The sequence below is a fragment of the Paenibacillus cymbidii genome, from assembly GCF_004764705.1.
Taxonomy (GTDB): Bacteria; Bacillota; Bacilli; order Paenibacillales; family NBRC-103111; genus Paenibacillus_AN; species Paenibacillus_AN cymbidii.
On record NZ_SHLX01000001.1, the window covers coordinates 706,380 to 732,075 of the forward strand.

Genomic DNA, 25,696 nt, shown 5'->3' on the forward strand with positions numbered 1-25,696 from the left:
CCATGGCGGCGAAGAAGAATGCCAATAACGAGCTGCATATCATTCCTTGGATGCCAACAAATACTACTGCAGGCAAGAAGGAAATCGGCCGATATACAGAGAATATGACAGAAGACCGATAACGAGCCCGCGCTTTGGCTGTATGCCGAAACCGTTTGCCTGCGGTCTGCCCAAGCAATGGAGGAGTGGTAGTGGTGCGGAAGCCGTGCAAGTGCGGGAATCCGATGAATATTCGGCTGCGAACGGTCATTTATCAGAACAAAGTGGAGATCGAGAACGTGCCGGTCTTCTCCTGCGAGTCGTGCAGCCGCAGCGAAGTGTATCCGGCCGTCAAGCCGCATTTGACCGGGCTGATCGCCAAGCTGAGCAACAACCCGGACAAGATGACGCTTCCGTTCGACGAAGTGAGCGAAGTCGCGCTGTTGCTGACGAAAGTAACGGACAAGCAGCTGGCGCACCGGTCCGTCGAAACGATTCTCGACGAGCGCATCAACGAATTGCTCGACCTGCTGCTGATTGCGCAGTCGCTGGGCGACGAAGCCTGGATGGACGACATCCGCGAACGGCTGTCGCAAATTACGAGCCATGCCGTCTCTACATACGATTTTTCGTAAGGGACAAGCATCGAACCGAAATGCCGAAAGCCAGCGTCCCGTTGGCTTTTTTTCGGTTTTTTTGATAGTATAGCAACAAATCCGTATGCGCTGCCTTGAAGAAGCGAGTTCGAACGAAATCGCCGCGGCGCCAGTGAGTTCATGAAAGAAACGCGATTTGGCAATAAAAAGGTTTTCACAATTGCACGAAACGACAATTTATCGTATCATAGCCTTAATGCGAGTCGTTGGGACAAATCTATTGTCAAATGGAGAGAGCGAACGTGACCGTTACGATTTATGATGTGGCGCGTGAAGCCGGCGTATCGATGGCTACGGTGTCCCGGGTGGTCAACAACAACCCGAACGTGAAGCCGCAGACGCGGAAGAAGGTATTCGAGGCGATCGAACGTTTGGGGTATCGCCCCAATGCCGTCGCCAGAGGGCTTGCCAGCAAAAAAACGACGACGGTCGGTGTCGTGATACCGGATATCTCCAACGCCATTTTCGCCGAAGTGGCGCGCGGTATCGAAGATATTGCGAATATGTACCACTACAATATTATTTTGTGCAACGCGGACAAGAAGAAGGACAAGGAAATCCGCGTCGTCAACACGCTGCTGGAGAAGCAGGTGGACGGGCTGCTGTTTATGGGCGGCGTCGTTACGGACGAGCACATTCAGGCGTTCCGCACGTCGACGGTGCCGATCGTGCTGTGCGCGACAACGGACGAGAACAACACGATGCCCGCGGTCGATATCGACCACGAGAAAGCCGCGTTCGATGCCGTTCAACTGCTGATCGCAAACGGCCATCGCCGCATTGCGATGATCAGCGGCACGCTTCAGGATCCGGCCAATGGCTACGCCCGCTACCAGGGCTATCGCAAGGCGCTTGAGCAAGCCGGCATTCCGGTGACGGACGAGCTGGTCCGTATCGGTAATTACCGGTACGAATCGGGCATTGAAGCGACCAAGTATTTCCTTGAGCTGGGAGAACGCCCAACGGCGATCTTCGCGGCGACGGACGAGATGGCGATTGGCGCTATCCATACGATCCAGGACAAAGGGTTGATCGTGCCGGACGACGTTTCGGTCATCAGTGTCGATAACAGCCGCATCTCGTCGATGGTGCGCCCGCTGCTTACGACTGTGGCGCAACCGATGTACGATATCGGCGCCGTTTCGATGAGGCTGCTGACGAAGCTGATGAACAAGGAGAACGTCGAGCAGGCGAAGTACGTGCTGCCCCACGAAATCATCAAGCGCAATTCCGTGGCTCATGTGAAATGAGGCGCTTTACTTTTCCGGGGCCCCGCCAAGCAACTGAGCATGCTTCGAAGCGCAAGCCCCACGTTGTGGGGCTGTTTTTCGTCTTGGCGGATCATTATGCCGCATATGAGGAAGATCAAGGGAGGAAATGAACATACGATGGCAGAGCGAATCGGCATTATCGGCGCAATGGCGGAAGAGGTGGAGCTTCTGCACGCGCATATGAAGCAGGAGCGAACGACGCAGCGCGCCGGCATCGTTTATGTGGAAGGGACGTTTCAGAGCCGTTCCGTCGTCGTGTGCAAGTCCGGCGTCGGCAAAGTGAATGCCGCAGTATGCACGCAAGTGTTGATCGACCGGTTCGGCGCAGACGCCGTGGTGTTCACCGGGGTAGCGGGGGCGCTGGATCCGGCGCTGGAGATCGGAGACATCGTCGTCTCCTCTTCGTGTTTGCAGCACGATATGGACGTGACGGCGCTTGGCTTCCCGCTGGGCGCGATCCCTTACCAGGACGTATCCGACTTTCCCGCCGATCCGCAATTGACCGATCTGGCCAGGCGTTGCGCCGAGCAGGCGACCGGCCGCGTCGTTGTCGGCCGCGTGTTGTCCGGCGATCAGTTCGTCGCCGATCGCGACAAGGTAGCGAAGCTGCACCTGGAGCTCGGCGGCGTTTGTACGGAAATGGAGGGTGCGGCGGTAGCGCAAGTGTGCGCCATGAACGGCGTGCCTTATGTGGTCATTCGCTCTATGTCGGATAAGGCAGACGGTTCCGCTTCCGTCAATTTCGCCACGTTTGCCCGCGAATCGGCGGACCGGTCGTATGCGATCGTCAGCGGCATGCTGCAGGCGATGGGCGAATAGCGGCCTTCCCCAAGCGCCGGGCTTCACTTTGCGACCAAATAAAGAAGTAGGCGTGTCGCCAACGGGTATGATATAATTAGGCTTGCTGAAATGCACAAGCACCGTTTTTGCGTTGCGCTCGAAAGACTGGATTGTCCGGATGCGGTTGAAAGCGTTATTATGCAATTACTTTTCATGAAACGGGAGGTTTTACCGAAATGAGCAACCTGCAAGACGAAAAGCTGCCAGCAGTCGCGGCCGTCACCAATTTGGGCGATTATGAGGCCGCCCGTGCCGCGTTCCGCTGGGAAGACGTGGAGAAACAATTTTCGTGGCAAACGAACGGCAAAGTCAATATGGCCTACGAGGCGATCGATCGCCACGCGGAGAACGGCCTCCAGGACAAAGTCGCGCTGTATTACAGCGATGCGAGCCGCGATGAACAATATACGTTCGGCGAGATGAAAGCGCAATCGAACAAGTTTGCCAACGTCCTGCGCAACCACGGCATCGGCCTCGGAGATCGCGTGTTCATCTTCATGCCGCGCACGCCGGAGCTGTATTTTGCGTTGCTCGGCACGTTGAAGGTTGGCGCCATCGTTGGACCGCTGTTCGAAGCGTTTATGGAAACGGCCGTCAGGGACCGCTTGCTCGACAGCGGTGCCGTTGCGATCATCACAACCCCGTCGCAGCTGTCGCGCGTGCCGGTAGCGGAACTGCCGGAACTGAAGCACATCATTTTGGTTGGCCACGACATAACGGCGGAAGCCGGACAAATCGATTTCTACAAAGAAATGAACGCCGCTTCCGAGCAATTCGACGTGCAGTGGGTGGGACGCGAGGACGGGCTCATTCTGCATTATACATCGGGCTCCACCGGCAAGCCGAAGGGCGTGTTCCATGCCCACAATGCCATGATTCAACATTACTATACGGGCAAAATCGTGCTCGACCTGCGCGAAGATGACGTTTACTGGTGCACCGCCGATCCGGGCTGGGTAACGGGCACGTCGTACGGCATTTTTGCGCCGTGGCTGAACGGGGCGACGAACGTGATCCGCGGCGGACGGTTCAGCCCGCAGGACTGGTACCAAACGATCGCCAAATACAAAATTACCGTCTGGTACAGCGCGCCGACCGCGTTCCGCATGCTGATGAGCGCCGGCGACGATGTAGTCAAGCAGTTCGACTTGTCTTCGCTTCGCCATGTGCTTAGCGTAGGCGAGCCGCTTAACCCGGAAGTTGTGCGCTGGGGCATGAAGGTGTATAACCACCGCATTCACGACACGTGGTGGATGACGGAAACCGGCGGACACCTGATCTGCAACTACCCGTCGATGACGATCAAGCCGGGGTCGATGGGCAAACCGATTCCAGGCGTGGAAGCAGCTATTATCGACGATAACGGCAACGTGCTGCCACCGCTGCAAATGGGCAACCTCGCGATCAAAACGCCATGGCCGTCGATGATGCGCAAAATTTGGAACAACCCGGCGAAGTACGAAGAATATTTCCGCTTGAGCGGTTGGTATATTTCCGGCGACTCGGCTTATATGGATGAGGACGGCTATTTCTGGTTCCAGGGCCGCGTCGACGACGTCATCAATACGTCCGGCGAGCGGGTAGGGCCATTCGAAGTCGAAAGCAAGCTGGTTGAACACCCGGCCGTCGCCGAAGCCGGCGTCATCGGCAAACCGGACCCGCTGCGCGGCGAAGTCATCAAGGCGTTCATTTCGCTTCGCGCCGGCTTTACGCCGTCGGACGAACTGAAGGCGGAAATCGCCAAGTTCGTCAAGGAAGGGTTGTCGGCGCACGCTGCGCCGCGCGAAATCGAGTTCAAAGACAAATTGCCGAAGACGCGCAGCGGCAAAATTATGCGCCGTGTCCTCAAAGCGTGGGAGCTCGGTTTGCCAACCGGCGATTTGTCGACGATCGAGGATTGATTCGCTGTTTAAACGGCTCGGCCTTCGCCTGATCGCGAATGCCGGGCCGTTTTTTTTCGCGCCTGCGATTCGAGCGCAGAAAAGAAGCCCATGCAGCTTGTGCATGGGCTTTGCGTTTGGCATGGGAGGGACTGCCGGGCCGCTATTGTGTCGTGACCTTCGATTTGTACGAGACAAAAGCGGAAGGCGTCGATTCGCCGAATGAATTGACCGCCGTTACCCGGTAATACCCGTCGTACACGACGGCCGTGTACATAAACTCGTTTGAGCCGGTCGCCGAACCTAGCTTGCGGTAATTGCCGTTCTCCTTGTCGCTGTAATAAATGTCATAGCGCTGCACCTTGTCGGCCGCCGGGTTCGCCGTCCACTTGAAATGGAGCGAAACGCCTTGCAGGTCGAGCGCTAACCCGCGAGGGCGGGTAGGCGCCGCGGCAGCCGTCATATCCGGCTTCACGCTGGCGCTTGCGCCCGGAGAAGGGCTTCCAGATGCTCCAGAAGCGGGTGTTGGCGTTGGCGACTGCCCGCCCGGCAGCGGCGAACCCGATGGTATGGGCGTAAAGCCCGGAACGTTGATCGGGTCAAGCGTCGATCCGTCCGTGCCCACAATGCGGCTCGGGCTCGATTCGCGTCCGGCCACGTCGACCGCCGTCACATAGTAGCTGTTGACGCCCGCCGCGTCCGGCGTATCGGCGAAGAGCGGATCCTTGCCGACAAGCACGACTTTGCCGGTTTTCTGGTACGCTCCTTTGTTGACGCTGCGGTACAAGCGATAACCGACAATGTCCGTTCCCGGCGAAGCGGCGAAGGAGATGCGCACATCGGCGCCTTCTTTCGTCAGCACCGGCGTACCTGGCGCATCGGGCGCTTTGCCGTCGTCGACACGCGGATCGGACTCGGTAGGCGCATCGTTGCCGGCATCCGGCGGCATATACGCTCCGAGCGGCTTGCGCCGGTCTTCGGCAATTTTGGCCTCGATGTCCTTGATTTTCTTCAGCGTTTCGCTGAGCGACTCCGGTCGGCGAATCATGACGCTTTCCTGCTGCATGTCTTCCGGCGTTACCGCCAGCGGCACATAGTTGACGCCTTCGTAGGAGACATACTTCGTTTTCACCATGACGTCGTCTTCCTGCTGCGGCGCAAACTTCTTGTTGAACAGATCCGTAACGAGATGGCCGGATTCGGTAATCAAATCGCTGGGCAGCTTGCCGGACAAATTCGATACCGTCATCGACACGATATTGGCCGGCTTCTCGAACTGCTTCGTCGGGAACAGCTCCGGCCGCTTGTCGATGGCCATGTCCATGACCATCGCCCAGACGTTTTTGGCGCGGGCGGTACCGCCCGAAGCGACGGTCAGCTTGTAAACCGGCTGGTCGTAGCCGGCCCATACGCCGACGGTTACGTCCGGCGAGTAGCCGACGAACCAGGCGTCGGCATCGTCCTGGGTGGACCCGGTTTTGCCGACTACCGGCACTTGCCCGTAATGCTTGAATTTTTTTTGCGCGACGAGATCGTTTGCGGTCCCGCTCGTAATGACGGTGCGCATCATATCGGTCATGAGATACGACGTTTCCGGCGAAAAGACGCTGACGGGTTTGGCCGTATGCTCATAGATCGTTTTGCCTTTGCTGTCCACGATTTTGCTGATCATGAAGGCGTCGTAGAAGACCCCTTTGTTGGCGAAGGTCGCGTAAGCATTGGTCATTTCTTCGACGGACACGCCTTTGGTCAAGCCGCCGATTACGCCGGTTTGGGCGTACGAATCTTCCTTCGTGATCGAGGTGATGCCCATCTTGCGCACGTAATCCCACGCCTGGTTGATGCCGACGTCGTACAGGAACAGCTTGATCGCCGGAATATTGTAGGACGAATTGAGCGCTTGCCGGGCCGTGATGAGTCCGTGAAATTGTTTATCCCAGTTTTCGGGAATAAAGTAGCCGTTCGTTTGTCCGTCCTTCAGAATGACCGGAGTATCGTCGATGACGCCGCCCGGCTGAATTTTGCCGAGCTCCATGGCAGGACCGTAAGCGGCAAGCGGCTTCATCGCGGAGCCCGGCTGCCGGTATGCCTGCGTCGCATGATTCAGCTGTTCGGCGTAGAAGTTGCGTCCTTCGATCATGCCGAGAATGGCCCCGGTTTTGTTCTCGATCAGAACGGCGCCGACTTGTTCGATGCCTTTCTTCGGATCGTCGGGCGTAAAATTTTTCTTCTCCTGGGCGATCGCCTGCATGTTGTCGTAGATCGTTTGATCGATCGTCGTATAAATGTGGTAGCCGCTGTGGCTGAGCTGCGACTGGACATCCTTCAGCGCCTCGTTATAGGCGTCCCGTTTCTTGTCCGAATCGATGACGAGGTTCGGATACTGCTGGGCCAGCAGTACCTCCGCCGCGCGTTTCTCGACTTCGACCATCAAGTAAGGGTAGGTGGTGTACGCTTTTTCTTGTGTTTTGGCGAGCGAGCCTTTCAAATCAAAGGCAAGCGCTTGCTCGTATTGCGTTTCCGTAATTTTCTGCTCCTCAAGCATACGTTTCAACACAATCTGCATCCGCCCGCTTGCCCGCTTGAAGCCGGCCGCATCGAATTCGCCCTTGCTCGTAAAAGCGGAAAAGTTGCTCGGCAACTGCGGCAAACCGGCCAAATAGGCGCATTGGGCGACGTTCAACTGGCTCAGGTCGTCAATGTCGAAAATGCCCTTGGCTGCCGCTTTGATGCCGTACAAATTGTAGCCGCTGGCGCCGTTGCCGTACGGAATTTTATTCAGGTAGGCGAGCAAAATTTCGTCCTTGGACAGCAGCCGCTCCATTCGCATGGAGAGCAAAATTTCTTTGGCCTTGCGGCTGTCTTCGCGGTCGAGACTCAGAAAGACGCGACGGGCAAGCTGCTGGGTGATCGTGCTGCCGCCCGTTTGCACTTCTTCATTCAATACTTTCTGCCGGACGGCGCGGAGCAAGCTGCCGATACTGATGCCGTTATGCTCGTAGAAGTCCTTGTCCTCGACGGCAATCACCGCTTCCTGCAGCATCTCCGGAATTTCGCTGAGCGTCGCCAGACGCCGGTCTTCGTCGGAACGAAGCTGGCCGATAACGGTTTCATCCTTGAAATAAACGAAGCCGGTGACGGCGTTTTCCTCGATTTGCTCGAGCATGAACTCTTTCGTTCGCGGCGTGTCGTCCTTGACGAGCGAAGAGACGTACCCGAAGGCGACGCCGCCTGCAAGCACGCCGGAGATGAAGCCGACGATGAGTACCCATTTTATCATCATGAGCAGCACAATAGCGATCGTTTTGAGTATGTACATCGTACGGCGAAGTTTCGGATTCAATCGGTTTTCCCCCCATCAATAAACTATTATACCACAATTGCAGGGGCCAAACGAAGGGGAGAAGGGAGCGGGTATCCGCTAGTCCCGGGCATCGGCAAATTGGCGCGAACGATCAAGCAAAAAGCCGCCCTGCGCCAGCGAAGCTGACGACGGGACGGCTTGGTTCGAACGATTACCGGCTGTAAAATTCGACGATTTGTTTCTCGTCGATTTCTTGCGGAAGCTCGGAACGCTCCGGCAACCGGACGTACTTGCCTTCCATGGCGTTCTCGTTGAAATCGAGGTAGCCCGGAATGTGATGGCGGCCGGCCAGCGCGTCCTTGATGGTGGACAAGCCGCGGCTTCTTTCGCGAAGACCGATCAGATCGCCTACGCTTACCGTGTACGACGGGATGTCCACTTTCTTGCCGCCCACCGTTACGTGGCCATGCGCGACAAGCTGGCGCGCGCCAGCGCGCGAGTTGGACAAGCCAAGACGGTACACGAGGTTGTCGAGGCGGCTTTCCAGCAGGATCATGAAGTTCTCGCCGGCAATGCCTTTCATGTTGACCGCTTTATCGAACAGGTTGCGGAATTGTTTCTCGTTCAAGCCGTACATATGGCGCAGCTTCTGTTTCTCTTGCAGCTGCATGCCGTAGCCGCTGATCTTCTTCTTCTGTCCCGGGCCGTGCTGGCCTGGAGGGAACGGACGTTTGCTCAATTCTTTGCCGGTGCCGCTGAGCGAAATGCCGAGACGGCGGCTCAATTTAAACTTCGGGCCTGTGTAGCGCGACATGTATTGATTACTCCTTTGAGTGTAATGGGGTCGGCGATTGCAGATTGCCTGATTTTGTTTACAAGCGAAGTCGCTTTCCGACAGGCATGTTCAGCCGCAGTCCTGTCAGCAACAAAATCAGCGAGGGTGACAATTTGCGTTCACTCAACTACCAATTATATAAGCATGATAAAGGTGATGTCAAGAGGAACGTTTGTCTTGCTTTTGTATGGCCAAAATATTATTCCCTAGTGCAAGTTATCTGGAAACATAGTATCATTGTACTATATGTCTGTCGACAGGTTTTGCAGTAACGGTATTTTTTCGGAGAGGAGGGCGCGTATGAGGGATCACCTGCGTGAATCGTTTAGCGACAAAGAATGGAAATCCTCATCTCCGAGCTATAACGGGGATTACGCATGCCGTATCACGCTCCGCTCCGCATCCGAACGGGATTTGAACGCGCCTTCGGACATATTCGAAGACATTTTGCGTCCCGCATTCGTCCGCTGGCACAAGACGGTGGGCATCCATTTCCCGAAACGAACATTCGAGTTTCTGATCGGCGACAAGTCCGGCAGGCTGCACGACGAATATAAAGGCGAACGGCTGCAGGACATGACGCTGTTTATTAAGATGAACGCGGCCGATTTTTGGCGGGACGGGGGTCTTCGGGCAAGCGTTGCGTACGCTTACCCGAAGCTCGGCGCCCAGGACAAGCTGACGGTCGCGCTGATGCCGATTATCGCCGATGCAGCGGACACGGTCGGGTTCGTCGCTCTCGTCGGCCGACTGCCGGCCGGCGTCGATCCGCTGCTGCTGCTGCAGATGGGCGCAGTATCGTTTGTTCCCTATGTGGACAATCGCGTCGTCGCGCTTTCCGACAAAGTGCAGACGGCCGAGCATCTGCATCTGCTGCGCGAGGAGAAGCGTCGCGAGACGCTGTTTCAATTGTCGCAGAAGCTGTTTTCGATGATCGATGTCGACTCCGTCTTGTCCGAATTGCTGCGCCAGATGAAAGATATATTCCCGCACGCGGAAATCGATCTGCTGCTGTCCCAGGACAACAGCAGCAATTCGCAGCATGTGAAGCCGCTCATTTTTTACAATCAGGAAGACGATTTGTGTACCCGGGCGTTTATGGAAGGCCGCGTCATTCGCGAGACGGACCCGCTCGCCGGCAGAACGGAAGTTGCCGCGCCGCTCATCGGCAAACAGGGCGTGTACGGGGTGTTCCATCTGATCTCGGACGGAGAGCCGTTTACCGAATCGCCGGCTTTCATCGAATCGATTACGCGCACCGCGGGCACGGCTTTCGAGAACGCCAAGCTGTACGAACAATCGAACCTGATGATCAGCGAACTGCGGCTTATCAACGAAATTACCAAACGATTGAACCAGAGCCTCAAGCTGAACGAAATATTCCATTTCGCTTCTTCCGAACTGATTACGATATTCGGCGCCGATTTTTGCTGCATTCTGCAGACCGATAACGAGAACAAGGAAATGATCGTGCAGGGCACGAACCTTCCGTCGATGTTCCACGACATTTTTGCCGTCGATTACGGTTTTGCTGGTGTGGTGGTGACCAGCAAGGAGCCGCTGATTATATCCGACTATTGGTCGCATCCGCAAATCAGCTCCAAGCTGATGGAGATGACGGCATCGCGTTCGCTGATCGCTTCGCCGATTCTCGTCAATAGCGAAGTGGTTGGCGTTATTCTGGTGACGCATCGGACGCCGAACTTTTTCTCCTACGAGAACTACAAGCTGCTGCAGGTGCTGTCCGGCCATGTAGGCTTGGCCATAGCCAATGCGTCGCTGCACGCCGAAGTGCGCCGCATGGTCATCACCGACAATTTGACCGGGCTTTATGCGCGGCACTACTTGGACGAACAGATCAACTACTTCCAGAAGAAAGACTTTTGCGGCTCGCTGATCGTCGTCGACATCGACAATTTCAAAGGCGTCAACGACACGTTCGGCCACCAGGTCGGGGACAAAATTTTGATCCAGGTCAGCGGGATCATCAAATCGTGCATCCGCGAAAGCGACATCCCGGCGCGGTGGGGCGGCGAGGAGCTGGCAGTCTATTTGCCGCAGGTGTCGATCGAGCAGGCGGTGCGCATCGCCGAGCGGGTGCGCGAGCGGGTGCAGACCGAAACAAATCCGCAGGTGACCGTGTCGTGCGGCGTATCGGACTGGAACTGGCAGGACGAGCGGGTCAGCGTGGAAATGCTGTTCTACAAGTCCGATATGGCGCTGTACAAGGCGAAGCACGAAGGGAAGAACCAGATCAAGATCGGCTGAATGCCGATTGCGGCACCCTTGCGGGGCAATCGATCCGCAAGGTTTTTTCGCGTCTTGTACCGTGTCCAGCAAGCCGGCTTTCCGGACAACCTCTTATTGGCATAGTTTTCAATCGTCTGGAGAACATGGTAAGATAGAAGCCAATCTCGCGTCTGTCACCGGGGGGAGTTAATCGCTTTGGCAAAAAGAAACTGGCTGCTTGTCGCGTTGAAGATTGCATGCGCCGCGGCAGCAACCGCGATTGTTATTTATTTGGTCGTTTATGCCCGGACCGGCACGCATTTCAACCATATGAAACGAATGAACGACCGCGAGCTGTCCGCTTATTTGCAATCGTTCGGCTCGTTTGCCATCGTCGTCGGCAGCTTGGCCGTGTTGTTGCAGACGTGGGTGCCGTATGTGCCGTTCGTGTTGCTGGCCGGCGCAAACGTGCTCGTGTTCGGATTCAAGACCGGTTTTCTGATCAATTATTCGATGTCCTGTCTCGGAGCGATGCTGGCGTTTTTGTTCGCGCGCTATGTGGCCCACGACTGGATCGCGGCGAAGATGGCCAAGTACCCGACCGCCATGCAGGTGAATGCGCTGATCGAGAAGCGCGGGTTTTTGATCGTGCTGCTGGGGCGCATTTTATTTTTCGTGCCGTCGACGGCGATCAATCTGGGCGCAGGCGTGTCGCGCATGCGCATCATGCCTTACGTGCTGGGCACGATGCTGGGCAAGCTGCCCATCGTGCTGCTGGAGTCGATGATCGGCCACGATCTGTTCCACCTGAAGAAATACGGCGGCAGGCTGGCCGTATTGCTGCTCGTGCTTGTAGTGCTTGTGGCAGTTGGGACCTGGATCAAAAAGCGTTACACGGTGAAACGAATCGTTTGACGGCATGATACGATTCGGTGGGCGGAGGAGCGAGGTTCGATGAGAGATCCGCGGCTTGTGAAATTGGCGCAAGGCCTGGTGCAGTATTCGATGGATGTGCAGCCGGGCGACAATGTCATGATCGAAATGTTCGGCGGCGAACGCGACATCGTTCGCAGTCTTGTCGAGCAAGTGGTTGCCCGCGGCGGGCGCCCGTTCGTCGAGCTGCGCGACAGCGCGGTGCTGGCAGCTCAGCTGGCGGAGGCGACGCCGGAATTCGTGCAGGAGTGGGCGGCGCTCGATCTGGAGCGCATGCGCCGCATGCAGTGTTACGTTGCCGTGCGAGCCGGCGACAACGCCAGCGAGTTGGCGGACGTTCCGGAGGACAAGCGCAAGCTGTACGAACAGTTGTACCGCCAGCCGGTTCACCTGGAGCAGCGGGTCAAGCACACGCGTTGGGTCGTTCTCCGCTATCCGAACGCGGCGATGGCGCAGCTGGCGAAAACGAGCACGGCAGCGTTCGAACAGTTTTATTTTGATGTGTGCAATCTCGATTATTCGCGTATGGCGGCAGCAATGGAGCCGCTCAGCGAGCTGATTAACCGGACGGACCGGGTGCGCATCGTGGCGCCGGGCACCGATCTCCGCTTTTCGATCAAAGGGATCGGTTCGGTCAAATGCTGCGGCAGGCGCAACATCCCCGACGGGGAAGTGTACACCGCGCCGGTGCGCGATTCGGTGAACGGTGTGCTCCAATATAACACGCCTTCGGTGTACCAGGGAACGACATTCGAGCAGATTCGCTTCGTGTTCGAGAACGGCCGCATCGTGGAAGCGACGGCCAACGAAACGCGGCGGCTGAACGGCGTGCTTGATACGGACGAAGGAGCGCGCTACCTGGGCGAGTTTAGCCTTGGGTTCAACCCGGCGATCCTTCACCCCATGAAAGATACGCTGTTCGACGAAAAGATTGCCGGCAGTCTTCACATCACGCCAGGGCAGGCTTACAAGGAAGCGGACAACGGCAACCGTTCGTCGGTCCATTGGGACCTTGTGTTGATCCAGCGGCCCGAATACGGCGGCGGGGAAGTCTGGTTCGACGACCGGCTGATCCGCAAGGACGGCTTGTTCGTTGTGCCGGAATTAAAAGCGCTTAACCCGGAAAATTTGAAATAAGACGGCAGCCGACCTTGCGCGCGGCGGCGGTTCCAAGGTATCATAGTAGCGAATGGAAAACCTTGCAGTCTGTCATTTTACCAATCGGAGGGATTAGTCATGGCCAGCACCAGCAACGCGGCAGTAGTGGAAATTTCTCAAACCGCCAACAAGTTTCGGTCTTCGATCGTACTGCAATATCAAAATAAGTTTATCGACGTAAAAAGTATTCTCGGATTATTCACGACGTTAATGACTGCAGGCAGCTATCAACTGCACGTACACGGCCCGGACGCGACGGAAGCTTCGGCCGCGATGCAGGAAGTGTTCACGAAGCACGGCATGTCCGTTGAATTGATTAACGATTAGGGCGTTCAGACACGCCCCAGGCGCAACAAGTGCGAAAAAAGCGCCGTTCCGGCGATGCGGAAGCGATTCCGTCCCGGTGCGGCGCTTTTTGTTTGGCAGGGAAACGCGCGACAACACTCGCTTCTCTTGTGTATTGACGCGATTTCGACTAATATTAGCATAGGGGTTGTTTTTTTAACGTAACAGGGGGGAAGCTTGATGTCATCATCCGAATTGCAGACGGAGCTAAGCGCCAAAGCTTATAATCTTCTTCAGGAAGATGCCGATAAAATCGAGAAATTGATTGAAATCCAGATGGCCAACCTGTCGACGCGCAAATGTCCGCTGTATGAAGAAGTTCTCGATACGCAAATGTACGGTTTCTCCCGTCAGGTGGATTTTGCGGTACGGGCCGGCTTGATCGAGGAAATGGCGGGGAAGGGGCTGCTCAGCAAGCTCGAGCGCAATTTGTCCCAGTTGGTGGAATTGATGAATCCGAAGGAGTGACCGGCGACGGTTGCTTTTTTTTATACATTTAAGAATTTATAAGTTTCGGGGTGGGGACAGGATGTTGCCGGCGTGCTGGCGCTAGAAAGTGCAACCAAGCTTCACGTTGCAGCCGCTGCGCGGAAATGCTGCTCCTCCGATTCGAAAACAAAGGCGAACAACCCAAATAGCCCATGAAAAAAGGCCTATTTGCCTCCTATCGCCCAGCTTGTATGAAATAGCCAGTGAAAACACTGGTTATTTGCCCGTGATCGCCTTCAAATAGGCACTTCGAGCGAAATGGCCAGTGAAATCACTGGCTATTTCGTATTGACTGCCCTTTATTGGCGAAATAGGCAAGAAAACATGGCCTATTTGGCAAGGTGCTGGTTGGCGGATGGGGGAATGGCGCGCATGAAGCAAAGTGCCTGCTCCATGATAGGCGATCCGCCCTCACAAGGCCAGCCTTTCCTTGCAGCGGTCCGGCCCCACTGGAGGCTTTGCAGTTGCCGGACAAGCCAGATTGCCACCGCGTTAATGCGCTTGCCCGATGGCCGCGGGCAAAAAAGCAGCCCCTTTCAGACTTCAAACCCAATAGGACCAGGGCGGTCTTCCCAGGCGGTTTTCTCATGGCCGAATGCGTACGAATACGCAACAACCCCCGGCAGGCTTGGCGCTTGCCGGGGGTTGTCCATGGAAGGCGATCTTTACACCAGATAAAACGCGATGCCGAGAATCAGGTAGACGGCCAGCAGCAGAACGCCTTCGTACCAATTTGTCGACCCGTCCTGGGAAATCGATTTGGCGATAAACGCCGCGACGCCAATAGCCACCAGCTCGTAGGCGGTGAAGACAATGTTCATGGTATTGCCCATGAAGAAACTGACGATGACAAGCACCGGCGCCACGAACAGGGCGATTTGCAGGCTGCTGCCGATGGCGATTTCGACGGCGGCGCCGATTTTGTTCTTCATCGCGAGCATGACGGCGGCCGAATGTTCGGCAGCGTTGCCGATAATTGCGATTACGAATGCCCCGACGAACAACTCCGACAAGCCGAATGTTTCGGAGAACGTGTCGAGCGTGCCGACCAGCCATTCGCTGACGAAGGCGACCATCACCGTAGCGAGAGCGAGGAACAGGATCGACGTGCGTTTCGACCAGAGCGCTTCGCCGTGTTCGACCGCCTCATCCGCGAGCTCGTCCTTGTGCGTCACCATGGAGAAATAGAGCCACAGCAGGTAAGCGACGATCAGGATGACGGCGACAATGATGCTGAACGTTTCCGTATGCGCCGGCGACAGCTGTTTGGCGAACACGGCGGGAACGAACAGGGCGATGACGGCCAGCATCATGAGCGACGCGTTGTGGGCGGCGAGCTTCGGATTGAAATTTTGCACTTTGAATTTCAACCCGCCGGCCAGTACGCTAAGCCCAAGCACGAGCAGCATGTTGCCGATGATCGAACCGGTGACGCTCGCCTTCACCATGTCGAACAGCTTCGGCTCATCGTGGAAGATCGCATCCTTGATCAGGATGATGGCGATGATGAGCTCGGCTGCATTGCCGAAGGTAGCGTTCAGGAATCCGCCGAGCCGCTCGCCGGAGTAGTGGGCGACGCTTTCGGTCGCTTTGCCGAGGAAACCCGCCGCAAAAATGACCGCGATGCACGCAAGCACGAGCTGCACGAGATTCGCCGCTCCGCCGTAATGCGCGATGCCGCTGGCGACGAACATGACGATCAGCAGCATGTAAAACAGTTTTTGTCTCACGAAACCTGTCACCCCGTATGTAAGATGCAACCGTGAAGTGCTACCATAGCAGCGTTTCTTACCGCATCAGAAAGTTTACGGTCACTAAGGCATTGAAGCGAAACCGACTTTCTGATTGGCATGAAAAGTTACCGCTAAATCCGGGCCAACTTCTTCGAAGTGCTTCGATAGTTGCTTTTCTTACCACATCAGAAAGTTTAAATTCGCTAAAGTGTTAGAGCGAAACCGACTTTCTGATTGGCATGAAAAGTTACCGCTAAATCCGGGCCAACTTCTTCGAAGTGCTTCGATAGTTGCTTTTCTTACTATAACGGTTTGACTGGGGGAATGGCAAGAAGCGGAAGAAGCGGAGGCGGCGCGTTGACGCTGCATATGGGAAAACTTATAATAAGAGAAGCTTCTATCGAAGCATTTCACGAAGCCGCCCCTGCGGCATTGCGACAAGAAACGAGGTGTACGGGATGTCCGAAGAAAGCCAAGGATTAATTCGTATTTCAGACGATGTAGTGGCGACAATCGCCGGATTGGCGGCGCTGGAAACAAGCGGGATCGCGGCAATGTCCGGCGGTATTTCGGAAGGGCTGGCCAAACGGCTCAGCGGCAAAAATGTGCAAAAAGGCATCTCCGTCGAAGTAGGCCAATTGGAGGCGGCAATCGATCTGCGTATCATTGTGCATTACGGTACGCAAATCCAGGACGTATGCCGCGAACTGCAGCTGAATGTACGCGAAGCGGTGGAGAATATGACCGGGCTGCGCGTCGTTGAAGTCAATGTCAAGGTGGAAGGCGTGGCCTTCAAGGAAGAAGAATTGGACGATCCCCATCGGGTCAAGTAATGAACTGTCGCCGCATTTTGCAGCAAAAACCGCTTTGCCAAGGCATCTTGGCAGAAGCGGTTTTTTTTGACAAATAAGATACGGATAAGGGCTGCTTTTCCGATCGCTTGTTGTTTTCGGATGCCGGCAGAACGAGCATACTCCTGAGTGGTCCGATTGATTACTCGGCAACGAACAGCCCATAAAAAATGGCCTATTGGCCCCCTATCGCCCGGCCCGCCTGCAATAAGCTCAACGGAAATCGTTAGCGCCGGAAAAACGCTTGAAATGCCCGAATAGACTCGCTGGAAACCGTTAGCGTATGGAAGTTGGGGAGAAGCTCCGGCGATATCCGCTCCCAAGTCGCAACGGCAACAGCCCCAATAAGGCGATAGCCTCGCGATACGAGACCGGCTTTCGAGCCACAACAAAACACCCCCGCGCCGGAAATGTCCGATGCGGGGGTGTCAAGCTACTTGGAATAATGCCGGGCGGCGGGACGCGTATAAGCGGAGCGCTGCGGCTGCTCCGGCTCCTGCCGTTCGGGCTGCTCCGGCTTGTCCGCGGCGTCCTGTTTGTTCTGCTCCCGTGAAATGCCAAGCATGACGCCGGTGCTCAGCAGCGTGGCGATGACCGACGAGCCTCCGTAGCTGATGAACGGCAGCGTAACGCCGGTCATCGGAATAGCGCCGGTGACGCCGCCGATATTGACGAACGCCTGAATACCGAACATGCCCATAACGCCGATGCCGACCAGCATCGAAAACTGGTCTTTGCAACGAACGGAAACAAGAATGCCGCGCCAGAGGAAAAAGACGAACACAAGCAGGAACAAGGAGCTTCCGATAAAACCGAATTCCTCGCCGATGATGGCGAATATAAAATCGTTATGCGGTTCCGGCAAATAATGCAGCTTCTGGATGCTTTGTCCGAAGCCCGCGCCGGTGATGCCGCCGTGCCCGAAGGCGTACAGCGACTGCACCAGTTGGTAGCCGATGCCGTTCTCGTCCGAGAAAGGGTTCAGGAACGCGGTAAACCGGTCCAACCGGTAATCGCTTTCCTCGCTGCCGCGCAAGCTGTTCATGCCGAGTATCAGGCTGACGATCGCCGCTGCCGTCACCGCGATGCCGAACAAATGCTTCATTCTGGCGCCGCCGGCCACAATAACAACGAAGGCGGAGAGCACCAGGATGACGCAGGAGCCCATGTCGGGCTGCAGCATGATCAGCAAGGCGATAAAGCCCAGCATGATGAGCGCCGGGAACAAGCCGCCTTTCCATTCGCGGAACTTTTCGCCCTTGCGGGTGATGTACAGCGCCAAATACAGGATGACGCCCAGCTTGGCGAATTCGCTCGGCTGCAAGTTGAACGGGCCGACGCGGAACCAACTGTGCACGCCCATCCCTTTCGGGCCGGTACCGAAGAACGGCACCAGGACAAGCAGAATCAGACATGCGAAAAAAGCGGGCAGGACCCACTTTTTCATTCGGGAATAGTGAATGTTCATGGCGACAACCATGCCTAACATACCGAGAAAGATGGCGATGGCCTGCTTCTTGACGTAGTACCACGGATCGCCCCAATCCGTAACGGCAGTCATCGAGCTGGCGCTGAAAACCATAAGCAAACCGAAGGCGACGAGTGCAAGCGACAGAAACAGCAGCAAAAAGTCGGGCGTTCCTCTGCGTACCGGTTTCATCGGCAGCTCTTAGTGAGCCAGCGCGTGCTTAAGTTGGTCAAGCTTCGACTTGAGCGTCGACAGCACGGCGTCCGGAATCGGCGCATTGTAGTCGAGACCGTGGGGGAACGTGGTTTTGCCGATGTAGGCGTCCTCCAAATAGAGGATGGCGTCCGGCTTCTCCAGTCTGCCGCTCTCGACGCGGGCGTTGACGCGCAGGAAATATTCGCTCTTGGTGGCGCGGTCTTCATATTTATAGTCATACGTGGCACGGTAATATTCCCACTGCCAACGAACAAAGCCCAGCTTCTCGGTCGATTCGTCCAGATGGGCCAAATCGCTTTTCATTCCTTTGATTCCTGTGTTTTCGATAATCACGACAGATGCGCCTCCCGGATATGGTAAATCTTCGATTATGTTTCATGATAGTATGTTTCCCGGCCCAGTGCAAGTCGAAAGCTTCGGCCCAAGGCAAGGTTGTGACCAAATTGTGGCGGTTCGCGCCGGGCTGAAGGCAACGGCGGGAAAAGTGTAATTGTGCCGCCATTTTGCTAAAATAGGAAGCAAAGATGACAAAGTTGCCTCAAACGAAAGGGGTGCGGCGGATGGAGCTCGGCAAACAAGTGGAAACGATATTCCCGGATATGGTCGCCTGGCGGCGTCATCTGCATATGAACCCCGAGTTGTCGTACCGGGAGGAGAAGACGTCCCGATTCGTGGCGGAAGTGCTGGAATCAATCGGCATCGAAGTGCGAACCGGCGTCGGCGGCCATGGCATTGTCGGCCTGCTGCGCGGCGCCAAGCCGGGGCCGACCGTAGCGCTGCGAGCGGACATGGACGCGCTGCCGATTCAGGACGAGAAGACGGTGCCGTACAAGTCGCAAGTGCCCGGCGTGATGCACGCCTGCGGCCATGACGGGCATACCGCGGCGCTGCTCGGCGCGGCCCGGCTGCTCGCCGGCGGCAAAGACGAGATGCAAGGCAATGCCGTGTTCCTGTTCCAGCCGGCGGAGGAAGTATGCCCCGGCGGTGCCAAGGCCATGATTGCGGACGGCGCGCTGGACGGCGTCGACGTCATATACGGCGTGCATTTGTGGACGCCGTTCGCGGCGGGCGGCATCCACACCGCCGCGGGGCCGGTCATGGCGGCGCCGGACGAATTCGTGATCCGGATCAAAGGAAAAGGCGGGCACGGCGCGCTGCCCCATCAGACGGTGGACAGCATTGTGGTCGGCGCGCACTTGATCGTCAATTTGCAGACAATCGTCAGCCGCAGCGTCAATCCCGCCGATCCGTGCGTGGTGTCCATCGGCATGCTGCATGCCGGTACGGGCTTTAACGTCATCTCCGAAACGTGCGTGCTGTCCGGCACCGTGCGCACATTCGACCCGGACGTCAAACGGCAGATCCGGGGCAGAATCGAAGCTATCGCCGAGACGACATGCGCAATGTTCGGAGCGGCGTGCGACATCGACTATATCGACGGCTATCCGGCAGTAGTTAATGACGCTAATGAAGCGCGGCGATGCAAGGACGTCGCGGCGAATCTGTTTGGCGAAGCCAGCGTCCGGCCGCTACCGCTCATTATGGCGGGAGAAGATTTTGCCTACTATTTGCAAATCAAGCCGGGCTGTTTCATTTTCGTCGGGGCGGGCAATGAGGAGAAAGGCGCAACGGCGCCGCATCACCATCCGCAGTTCGATATCGACGAGGACGCGATGAAGCAGTCAGCCGCGCTGCTCGCCGGCTTGTGCCTCGATTACCAGGCGAGCCATGCCGCGGCGGCGAATCGGTAACGCGTCCGCATGAAATCCGCGCTTCGGGCAAAGCTAATGTCGTTCGACACTTCTTACGCCTGGAGGGAGCGACTCGCCTTGAAAACCGTCAAAGAAATCATGAGTACGGACTGCGTGACGTTAACGCTGCAGGACAATGTGTTTGAAGCCGCACTCAAAATGAAGCAGCACAACATCGGATTCATTCCCGTGCTGGACGGCAAGAAGCTGGTCGGCGTCGTCACGGACCGCGACCTTGTGGTAAGAGGTTACGCGGAGAAACATTCCGGCTCGACGGCCATACAGGAAGTGCTCAGCGAACAGCTGACGACGGTCAATCCGGAGACGTCGGTCGACGATGCGGCCAAGCTGATGGCGAACGAACAAATTCGCCGGCTGCCGGTCGTCGAGCACGGCAACCTGGTCGGCGTCGTCGCGATCGGCGACATGGCGGTGCGCACGAAATTCGAGGATGAAGCGGGCGAAGCGCTCAGCAAAATTTCCGAATCGAACAAGTCGTTCACCGGCGCCGCCAAATAACGGCAATCGCCCCTGTCCGCTTCTAAACGGACAGGGGCGATTTGCATACATGCGGCTATTCCGCCGATTTGCGGAAACCGGCCGTCTTCGCTTCGGCTTCGGTACAGAACAACTGCTCGGCAACGGTTTGCTCATAGTAGCGTCCGCCGGGCAAATGGTATATTTTTTCCTTCTTGGAATTGATGTTGCCTTTGATCGCCGGTTTGGCGCAAGCGGTTGATGCCGGCACGCCGGCTTGTTTCGCCGAATCGCCGGAAGGCGCCTGGGACGCCGGCGGTTTGGAAGCCGTAGCGGCATTCGCCGCCGCGGGATCGCCCCACAACCCTTTCTTCTGTTCTCGGGCGGTACGCTCCAGCGCCACGAACGTTTTGGCATAGATGACGTTCGGCGGCACGGTCATCGGATTGGCGTACCCTTCGCGCACGAGCGTTTCGTTGAACATCTCCGTATTTCCCGCGATAAATACATAGCGCAGCAGACGGCCGTATGTATCTTTGTTGCCGGCGTCGCGGAACAGGTATACAGTTTGTCCCGTCAACTGTTCCTTCGCATACGCGCTCGCTTCTTTCCCGAACGGCTCGATTTCCTTCGTGCTTTCCGGCGTATCGACGCCGATCAGCCTCACTTTGTCGCCATTCTCCAGTTCGAACGTATCGCCGTCCACGACCCGTTTCACTTTGTCAACGGTATAAGCGTTTTCTTTCAATTCGGGATACTTGCCGCGCACCGCTGCGGCAAACGACGATGCGTCGTTCGCGGAATCGGACGAGGAGCAGCCGACAGCCGCCGCCAAGCCGATAAGGATGAGCATACTCCACAGAAACCTTTTTGCCATGAAACCCAAACACCGCCATTCTTCGCTGATCCTCTCATTGTAGAAGGCCGCCGGTTTATTTTGCAACGATTTCTTTCATACTACAAGGTAAATGTATTCCGGCTATACGGGAATTCGTTTCCCCGCAGCCGACGAGGAGGAATACGATGTTCGCACAAGCGGATTCGCCGCTGTTCGTCCGGCACGATCTGGCGGTGCTGCTGGAGACGGACCATCCCGCGTTCGAGGAAGTGCGCGAAACGCTCGCCACGTTCGCCGAATTGGTCAAAAGTCCGGATCGGCTTCATACGTATCAGATGACCCCGCTGTCGCTGTGGAACGCCGCGGCGGCCGGGATGACTGCCGAAGCGGCGCTCGGCTTCCTGCAGCGATACGGCAAGCTCGCCGTGCCGGCCAAGGTGGCGGCAGAATTGCGGACGCTGATGAACCGCTACGGCTTGCTGACGCTGGAGGCAAGCGGGGAAGGGCAGCTTCGGCTGCTTGCTGCTGAACCGGGGCTGCTGCGCAAGCTTGCCGCTTATCCGAGCATCGGCGGCTTGTTTCCGCACGGCATAAGCGAAGACGGCGCTCGGGCTGAGCTGCCGGCGGCCCTGCGCGGCACGATCAAGCGGGAGCTGATGAGGCTGGGCTACCCGGTGCGCGATACGGCCGGCTATCACGCCGGCGAAACGCTGGAGCTGCGGCTGCGGCGCGACGTGCGGCTGCGCGACTACCAGCAGGCGGCGCTCGACGCGTTCTACCGCGGCGGCAGCGAAGAAGGCGGCAGCGGCGTTGTGGTGCTGCCGTGCGGCGCCGGCAAAACGGTCGTCGGCATCGCCGCAATGGCGCAGCTTGGCTGTGCGACGCTTATTTTGACGCCGAACGCCACATCCGTCCGGCAATGGATCGACGAAATCGTCGGCAAAACGAATGTGCCGCGCCATACGGTAGGGGCGTACGACGGCAGCTCGAAACAAGTGCGGCCGATTACCGTGGCGACGTACCACATCCTCACGCATCGGCCGAGCCGAAGCGGCTTGTTCCCGCATATGCAGCTGCTGCAGAAGCGGGACTGGGGATTGCTCATCTACGACGAAGTGCATTTGCTGCCGGCGCCGATCTTCCGCGTCACGGCGGATATCCAGGCGACGCGAAGGCTGGGGATGACGGCCACGCTCGTCCGCGAGGACGGTCATGAGCAGGACGTCTTTTCGCTCGTTGGCCCGAAGCGCTTCGACATGCCGTGGCGCGCGCTGGAGCGCAGCGGCTGGATCGCGCGGGTCGACTGCTGCGAGCTGCTCGTGCCGCTGCCGCCGGACGGGCGGCGCCGCTACGAGCAGGCGGCGGAGAAGCAGCGCCACCGCATCGCCGCGGAAAATCCGCGCAAGCTGGAGGCGCTGCGCGAGCTGCTCGCCCGTCATGAGGACGAGCCGACGCTCGTCATCGGGCTGTATCGCAGCCAACTGCGCGCCGCTGCGGCGGCGCTCGGCGCGCCGGTCATCTGCGGCGAAACGCCGCAGGACGAGCGCGAGGAGCTGTACCGCTGCTTCCGCGCCGGCTCGCTGCGGCTGCTTGTCGTCGGCAAGGTAGCCAACTTTGCCGTCGATTTGCCCGCGGCGGCGGTAGCCGTGCAGCTGTCCGGCAGCTTCGGCTCGCGCCAGGAGGAAGCGCAGCGGCTTGGCCGGCTGCTGCGGCCGAAGCCGGGAGCGAATCGGGCGTACTTCTATACGGTCGTGACGGAAGGCACGAAGGAACAAGACTTTGCCGCGCGCCGGCGCCAATTTATGGCCGAGCAGGGGTACGGGTATCGCGTGGAAACGGCAGCCGCGGAACCGTTCCGATCGGAAATGCTGCCGGGCGCGGGGGTGCAGGCGTGAGCGGCGCGGCTGAAACGGCGTTGACGGACGCCCTCGCTTCCATGAAGGATTGGGAGCGGAATACGCTTCTGGTCGTCCTGCGCCGGTTCGCCGACTTGCCGTTTGACGCCCAGCAGTTGACGGCCGCCGCTGCATACAGCGGCATGACGGCGGCGGAAGCGACGGCAGGGCTGGAGATGCTGCAAGCAAGAGGCGTGCTGAGCGAAGCCGCAGACGGGCCGCGGGAGCCGCGCAAGCTGGAGCTTCCGGCGCATATGCTGGCAGCTTGGCAGCGGCTGCTGCTGCCGAAGCGGCACCCGGCAACGCTTCTTCCGGAAGGCGCGGAGCCCGAATTTTCCGCTGCCGCGGGAGCTGCGCTCGGGCTTGAGCACGGATTGCTCGAGCTGCTTGGCCGAATTGGCCTGGAAGGGGGCACGGCGCCTCCGGAGGAGGGGCGAATGCCAAGGAAGCTCGCCAAACAGCTGGAAGGTTGTATGGCGCCGTACAACGACGCTTACGCAGCGGCGGCATCCTTGGCGGAGTTGGACGATGCTGCCGCCGCACAATCGCAGCCGGATGCCGGGCTGCTGCTTGCACTTGCGGGCGAACTGGCGCTGCTCGTCGCCGGCAAACGGCTGGAACTGCGCGAACGGCCGCTGATCGCGTGGCTCCATCAGCCGCATCCAACGCTGCGGGTACAAGCATACGCCGCCTGGAAGCGGATCGCCGCGCCGCGATCGGCCGAAGCGCGCCATATGCTCGCCGCACTGGAGGCGTTGCCGGCGCTTGGTTGGAATCGGTGGGAAAATTTGCTTCGGTGGATGCAACATTATGGTATGATAAACGGTAACGGCACGGAGTTGCCGTCCGCACATGCGACAGGCATCCTGTGCCAATTGGCCGGCTTCGGCTGGTTGGAGCTGGGCCGGGACTCGGCGGCGGTATGGCTGCGCACGACCGGGGCGTTGACGGAAGACGGCGCCGCCGCTGCCATTCCGGCGGCAGCCGGCGCAACGAGCAGGGCCGAGCTGTACGTGCAGCCGGATCTGGAAATTATTGCTTCCGCCAACGTTTCGTTTGCGGTGCAGTGGGAGCTGATGGGGCTGGCGGAGCGCGCGACCGCCGATGTCGTCAGCGTATACAAGCTGACGCAGGCCAGCGCGGCGCGGGCCGCGGACAACGGCCGCGATGCGGAAACGGCCATCGCTTTCCTGCAGCAGCACGCCAAATACGGCGTGCCCGAAGCGGCGGCAGCCGAGCTGCGGCGGTGGATGCGGCAAGCCGGCGAGCGTGCGCGAGACGGTAAGGGACGGCTGCAGCAGGCAGCCGCATCTTGTCTGCTGCTGTGCGCGGATGCCAGAACGGCAGCGGCTGTCGCCGGCCATCCGAAGCTGCGGATGTGCCTGTCCGGTAAATCGGGCCAGTTGGCGTTTGTCGTATTGAGGGATCAGGCGGAAAACCTTATACTGAATATAGCGCAAGCGGGACTTTCGTATCGCTGTCGGGTCGAATGGAGCGACATGCCGTCGAATCGGTTATATCCGCGCGTTTTCGACACGACGATAGGCAATCGGGAGCAAGCGTCAAGTCGCAATCCGAAGCCGCCCGATCTGGAAATACCGGTGCCGGCACCTCGTGATCCGGAACGGTTGTATCCGGGATTTGGCCGCATCCCGCAAGCCTGGTTCGCGCTATGCCGAAGCTACCATGCATCGACGCGCAGGCGGATGGTCGAGCAGGCGCTTGCCTGGCGCACGCGAGTCAAGCTGGGCGCTGGCGAACGGCAGTGGATCGTGACGCCGCTGCGCATCGAGCAGGAAGAAAGCGGCGGGTGGTCGATTGTCGGACAGCTGCGCGACGGCGGCGGGCAACCGATCGAGCTGCGTCAGGAACAATGGGAATGCATGCAAATCATGCTTCCGGGTATTAATGAATAAGGGCCGCGTTCGGCCTATCAATCGATAAACGACGGAGATGATCGGAATGAGCATTGCAGAAGAGCAGGCGCTTGATATGTCGATCCTCCTGTCTACGGCTTACGAGCTCGGGGATCGGATTAATATGTCGGCCGCAGTAGCCGATTATAAGAAGTGGCAGCTACGGCTCGCAACGGACGCTGACGCGCAGCGGCTTATCCGCACGTTCGCCCGCAAGAAGGAATTGTTCGCGGAATGCGAACGGTTCGGGCATTTTCACCCGGACTATCATCGAGCCAAGCAAGAAGCGGAAGCCATCCAGCAGGAGATGGACGCATGCGAAGCGATAAGGTCGTTTAAACTTGCGGAACAGGCGCTGGACGAACTGCTGCACGACGTTTCCAAAACGATTGCCCACTCGGTGTCGGCAACGATCAAAGTGCCGGGCAACGAAAAGGCGAATACCGGCTCAAGCTGCGGGACAGGCGGTTGCGGCGGCAATTGCAGCGGCGGCTGCAGCTAGAAGCGAGGCACGGCCTGTTGTGTCGGCAAACGCGCGGCGTCGATGACGCAACGCGCCGCCGGCACAAACTGCCGTAGCCGCGCGGTAAAGCGCTCTCATCGGAAGAGGGCGGAAGCGCATTTGAGATTAG

At 57.9% G+C, this 25,696-nt stretch carries 21 protein-coding genes; 15 read left to right on the forward strand and 6 right to left on the reverse strand.

Features of this window, described 5'->3' with window-relative positions; genetic code table 11:
* Positions 1 to 191 precede the first annotated feature (191 nt).
* The 4 genes from EXY20_RS03115 (at position 192) to acsA (ending at position 4,647) form a co-directional block, all read left to right on the forward strand.
* On the forward strand, positions 192 to 614 hold the full coding sequence (locus tag EXY20_RS03115) for a hypothetical protein (protein ID WP_328592482.1): 423 nt from the start codon (positions 192 to 194) through the stop codon (positions 612 to 614).
* A gap of 263 nt (positions 615 to 877) precedes the next feature.
* Positions 878 to 1,885 carry a catabolite control protein A gene (ccpA, locus tag EXY20_RS03120; RefSeq protein ID WP_135547474.1) on the forward strand — a complete coding sequence of 336 codons (1,008 nt, stop codon included), beginning with the start codon at positions 878 to 880 and terminating at the stop codon, positions 1,883 to 1,885.
* A 138-nt stretch (positions 1,886 to 2,023) separates the two neighbouring features.
* Positions 2,024 to 2,725, forward strand: coding sequence for a 5'-methylthioadenosine/adenosylhomocysteine nucleosidase (locus tag EXY20_RS03125; protein WP_135547476.1), 702 nt, complete (start codon positions 2,024 to 2,026; stop codon positions 2,723 to 2,725).
* A 197-nt stretch (positions 2,726 to 2,922) separates the two neighbouring features.
* The gene (acsA, locus tag EXY20_RS03130) at positions 2,923 to 4,647 is read left to right on the forward strand and encodes an acetate--CoA ligase (RefSeq protein ID WP_135547478.1); all 1,725 of its coding nucleotides are present in this window, start codon (positions 2,923 to 2,925) and stop codon (positions 4,645 to 4,647) included.
* Between the two features lie 142 nt (positions 4,648 to 4,789).
* Here the strand turns inward: acsA and EXY20_RS03135 are convergent, their stop codons facing one another.
* On the reverse strand, positions 4,790 to 7,969 hold the full coding sequence (locus tag EXY20_RS03135; RefSeq protein ID WP_235885317.1) for a transglycosylase domain-containing protein: 3,180 nt from the start codon (positions 7,967 to 7,969) through the stop codon (positions 4,790 to 4,792).
* A 172-nt stretch (positions 7,970 to 8,141) separates the two neighbouring features.
* Positions 8,142 to 8,744, reverse strand: coding sequence for a 30S ribosomal protein S4 (rpsD, locus tag EXY20_RS03140; protein ID WP_135547480.1), 603 nt, complete (start codon positions 8,742 to 8,744; stop codon positions 8,142 to 8,144).
* Positions 8,745 to 9,065: 321 nt separating this feature from the next.
* On the opposite strand from rpsD, the gene EXY20_RS03145 reads away from it, so the two are divergent.
* The 5 genes from EXY20_RS03145 to EXY20_RS03165 all read left to right on the forward strand — a co-directional run bounded on the left by EXY20_RS03145 (position 9,066) and on the right by EXY20_RS03165 (position 13,898).
* The gene (locus EXY20_RS03145; protein WP_235885318.1) at positions 9,066 to 11,033 is read left to right on the forward strand and encodes a sensor domain-containing diguanylate cyclase; all 1,968 of its coding nucleotides are present in this window, start codon (positions 9,066 to 9,068) and stop codon (positions 11,031 to 11,033) included.
* A 177-nt stretch (positions 11,034 to 11,210) separates the two neighbouring features.
* On the forward strand, positions 11,211 to 11,909 hold the full coding sequence (locus tag EXY20_RS03150; RefSeq protein ID WP_135547482.1) for a TVP38/TMEM64 family protein: 699 nt from the start codon (positions 11,211 to 11,213) through the stop codon (positions 11,907 to 11,909).
* Positions 11,910 to 11,948: 39 nt separating this feature from the next.
* The gene (locus tag EXY20_RS03155) at positions 11,949 to 13,064 is read left to right on the forward strand and encodes an aminopeptidase (RefSeq protein WP_135547484.1); all 1,116 of its coding nucleotides are present in this window, start codon (positions 11,949 to 11,951) and stop codon (positions 13,062 to 13,064) included.
* A gap of 99 nt (positions 13,065 to 13,163) precedes the next feature.
* Positions 13,164 to 13,412, forward strand: a complete 249-nt coding sequence (locus EXY20_RS03160; protein ID WP_135547486.1) for an HPr family phosphocarrier protein — start codon at positions 13,164 to 13,166, stop codon at positions 13,410 to 13,412.
* 198 nt (positions 13,413 to 13,610) lie between these two features.
* Positions 13,611 to 13,898, forward strand: a complete 288-nt coding sequence (locus tag EXY20_RS03165; RefSeq protein WP_135547488.1) for a YlaN family protein — start codon at positions 13,611 to 13,613, stop codon at positions 13,896 to 13,898.
* A 686-nt stretch (positions 13,899 to 14,584) separates the two neighbouring features.
* Here EXY20_RS03165 and cax read toward each other — a convergent pair.
* A complete protein-coding gene (gene cax, locus EXY20_RS03170) occupies positions 14,585 to 15,649 on the reverse strand; it encodes a calcium/proton exchanger (protein ID WP_135547490.1) in 1,065 nt (354 codons plus the stop codon).
* Between the two features lie 461 nt (positions 15,650 to 16,110).
* On the opposite strand from cax, the gene EXY20_RS03175 reads away from it, so the two are divergent.
* A complete protein-coding gene (locus EXY20_RS03175) occupies positions 16,111 to 16,485 on the forward strand; it encodes an Asp23/Gls24 family envelope stress response protein (RefSeq protein WP_135547492.1) in 375 nt (124 codons plus the stop codon).
* 451 nt (positions 16,486 to 16,936) lie between these two features.
* On the opposite strand, the gene ftsW is transcribed toward EXY20_RS03175, so the two are convergent.
* Both ftsW and EXY20_RS03185 read right to left on the reverse strand, forming a co-directional pair.
* Positions 16,937 to 18,163 (reverse strand): putative lipid II flippase FtsW, encoded by a 1,227-nt coding sequence (gene ftsW / locus EXY20_RS03180; protein ID WP_135547494.1) that lies wholly within the window; start codon positions 18,161 to 18,163, stop codon positions 16,937 to 16,939.
* A 9-nt stretch (positions 18,164 to 18,172) separates the two neighbouring features.
* Positions 18,173 to 18,520: a YugN family protein gene (locus EXY20_RS03185; protein ID WP_135547496.1), complete on the reverse strand. Its 348-nt coding sequence runs from the start codon at positions 18,518 to 18,520 to the stop codon at positions 18,173 to 18,175.
* 191 nt (positions 18,521 to 18,711) lie between these two features.
* Here EXY20_RS03185 and EXY20_RS03190 point away from each other — a divergent pair, with 191 nt between their 5' ends.
* Both EXY20_RS03190 and EXY20_RS03195 read left to right on the forward strand, forming a co-directional pair.
* A complete protein-coding gene (locus EXY20_RS03190) occupies positions 18,712 to 19,938 on the forward strand; it encodes an amidohydrolase (protein ID WP_235885319.1) in 1,227 nt (408 codons plus the stop codon).
* A gap of 78 nt (positions 19,939 to 20,016) precedes the next feature.
* Entirely contained in the window at positions 20,017 to 20,457 is a 441-nt protein-coding gene (locus EXY20_RS03195; RefSeq protein WP_135547498.1) for a CBS domain-containing protein, read from the forward strand.
* A gap of 55 nt (positions 20,458 to 20,512) precedes the next feature.
* Here the strand turns inward: EXY20_RS03195 and EXY20_RS03200 are convergent, their stop codons facing one another.
* The gene (locus EXY20_RS03200; protein WP_235885320.1) at positions 20,513 to 21,292 is read right to left on the reverse strand and encodes a thermonuclease family protein; all 780 of its coding nucleotides are present in this window, start codon (positions 21,290 to 21,292) and stop codon (positions 20,513 to 20,515) included.
* Between the two features lie 146 nt (positions 21,293 to 21,438).
* Between EXY20_RS03200 and EXY20_RS03205 the strand changes: the two genes are divergently transcribed.
* From EXY20_RS03205 to EXY20_RS03215, 3 genes are read left to right on the forward strand one after another with little or no spacing between them, the layout of a single operon-like run.
* The gene (locus EXY20_RS03205) at positions 21,439 to 23,148 is read left to right on the forward strand and encodes a DNA repair helicase XPB (RefSeq protein ID WP_135547500.1); all 1,710 of its coding nucleotides are present in this window, start codon (positions 21,439 to 21,441) and stop codon (positions 23,146 to 23,148) included.
* Entirely contained in the window at positions 23,145 to 25,064 is a 1,920-nt protein-coding gene (locus tag EXY20_RS03210) for a helicase-associated domain-containing protein (protein WP_135547502.1), read from the forward strand. The genes EXY20_RS03205 and EXY20_RS03210 overlap by 4 nt, the downstream gene beginning before the upstream one ends.
* A 46-nt stretch (positions 25,065 to 25,110) precedes the next feature.
* Positions 25,111 to 25,566, forward strand: coding sequence for a YlbF family regulator (locus tag EXY20_RS03215; RefSeq protein WP_135547504.1), 456 nt, complete (start codon positions 25,111 to 25,113; stop codon positions 25,564 to 25,566).
* The last annotated feature ends 130 nt before the right edge of the window (positions 25,567 to 25,696 follow it).

What these genes read in the sequence shown, in the direction of transcription:
- EXY20_RS03125 (WP_135547476.1), top strand. Translation starts at nt 2,024, where the DNA reads ATGGCAGAGCGAATCGGCATTATCGGCGCAATGGCGGAAGAGGTGGAG.
- acsA (WP_135547478.1), top strand. Translation starts at nt 2,923, where the DNA reads ATGAGCAACCTGCAAGACGAAAAGCTGCCAGCAGTCGCGGCCGTCACC.
- rpsD (WP_135547480.1), bottom strand. Translation starts at nt 8,744, where the DNA reads ATGTCGCGCTACACAGGCCCGAAGTTTAAATTGAGCCGCCGTCTCGGC.
- EXY20_RS03145 (WP_235885318.1), top strand. Translation starts at nt 9,066, where the DNA reads ATGAGGGATCACCTGCGTGAATCGTTTAGCGACAAAGAATGGAAATCC.
- EXY20_RS03155 (WP_135547484.1), top strand. Translation starts at nt 11,949, where the DNA reads ATGAGAGATCCGCGGCTTGTGAAATTGGCGCAAGGCCTGGTGCAGTAT.
- EXY20_RS03160 (WP_135547486.1), top strand. Translation starts at nt 13,164, where the DNA reads ATGGCCAGCACCAGCAACGCGGCAGTAGTGGAAATTTCTCAAACCGCC.
- EXY20_RS03165 (WP_135547488.1), top strand. Translation starts at nt 13,611, where the DNA reads ATGTCATCATCCGAATTGCAGACGGAGCTAAGCGCCAAAGCTTATAAT.
- EXY20_RS03175 (WP_135547492.1), top strand. Translation starts at nt 16,111, where the DNA reads ATGTCCGAAGAAAGCCAAGGATTAATTCGTATTTCAGACGATGTAGTG.
- ftsW (WP_135547494.1), bottom strand. Translation starts at nt 18,163, where the DNA reads ATGAAACCGGTACGCAGAGGAACGCCCGACTTTTTGCTGCTGTTTCTG.
- EXY20_RS03190 (WP_235885319.1), top strand. Translation starts at nt 18,712, where the DNA reads ATGACAAAGTTGCCTCAAACGAAAGGGGTGCGGCGGATGGAGCTCGGC.
- EXY20_RS03200 (WP_235885320.1), bottom strand. Translation starts at nt 21,292, where the DNA reads ATGGCAAAAAGGTTTCTGTGGAGTATGCTCATCCTTATCGGCTTGGCG.
- EXY20_RS03205 (WP_135547500.1), top strand. Translation starts at nt 21,439, where the DNA reads ATGTTCGCACAAGCGGATTCGCCGCTGTTCGTCCGGCACGATCTGGCG.
- EXY20_RS03215 (WP_135547504.1), top strand. Translation starts at nt 25,111, where the DNA reads ATGAGCATTGCAGAAGAGCAGGCGCTTGATATGTCGATCCTCCTGTCT.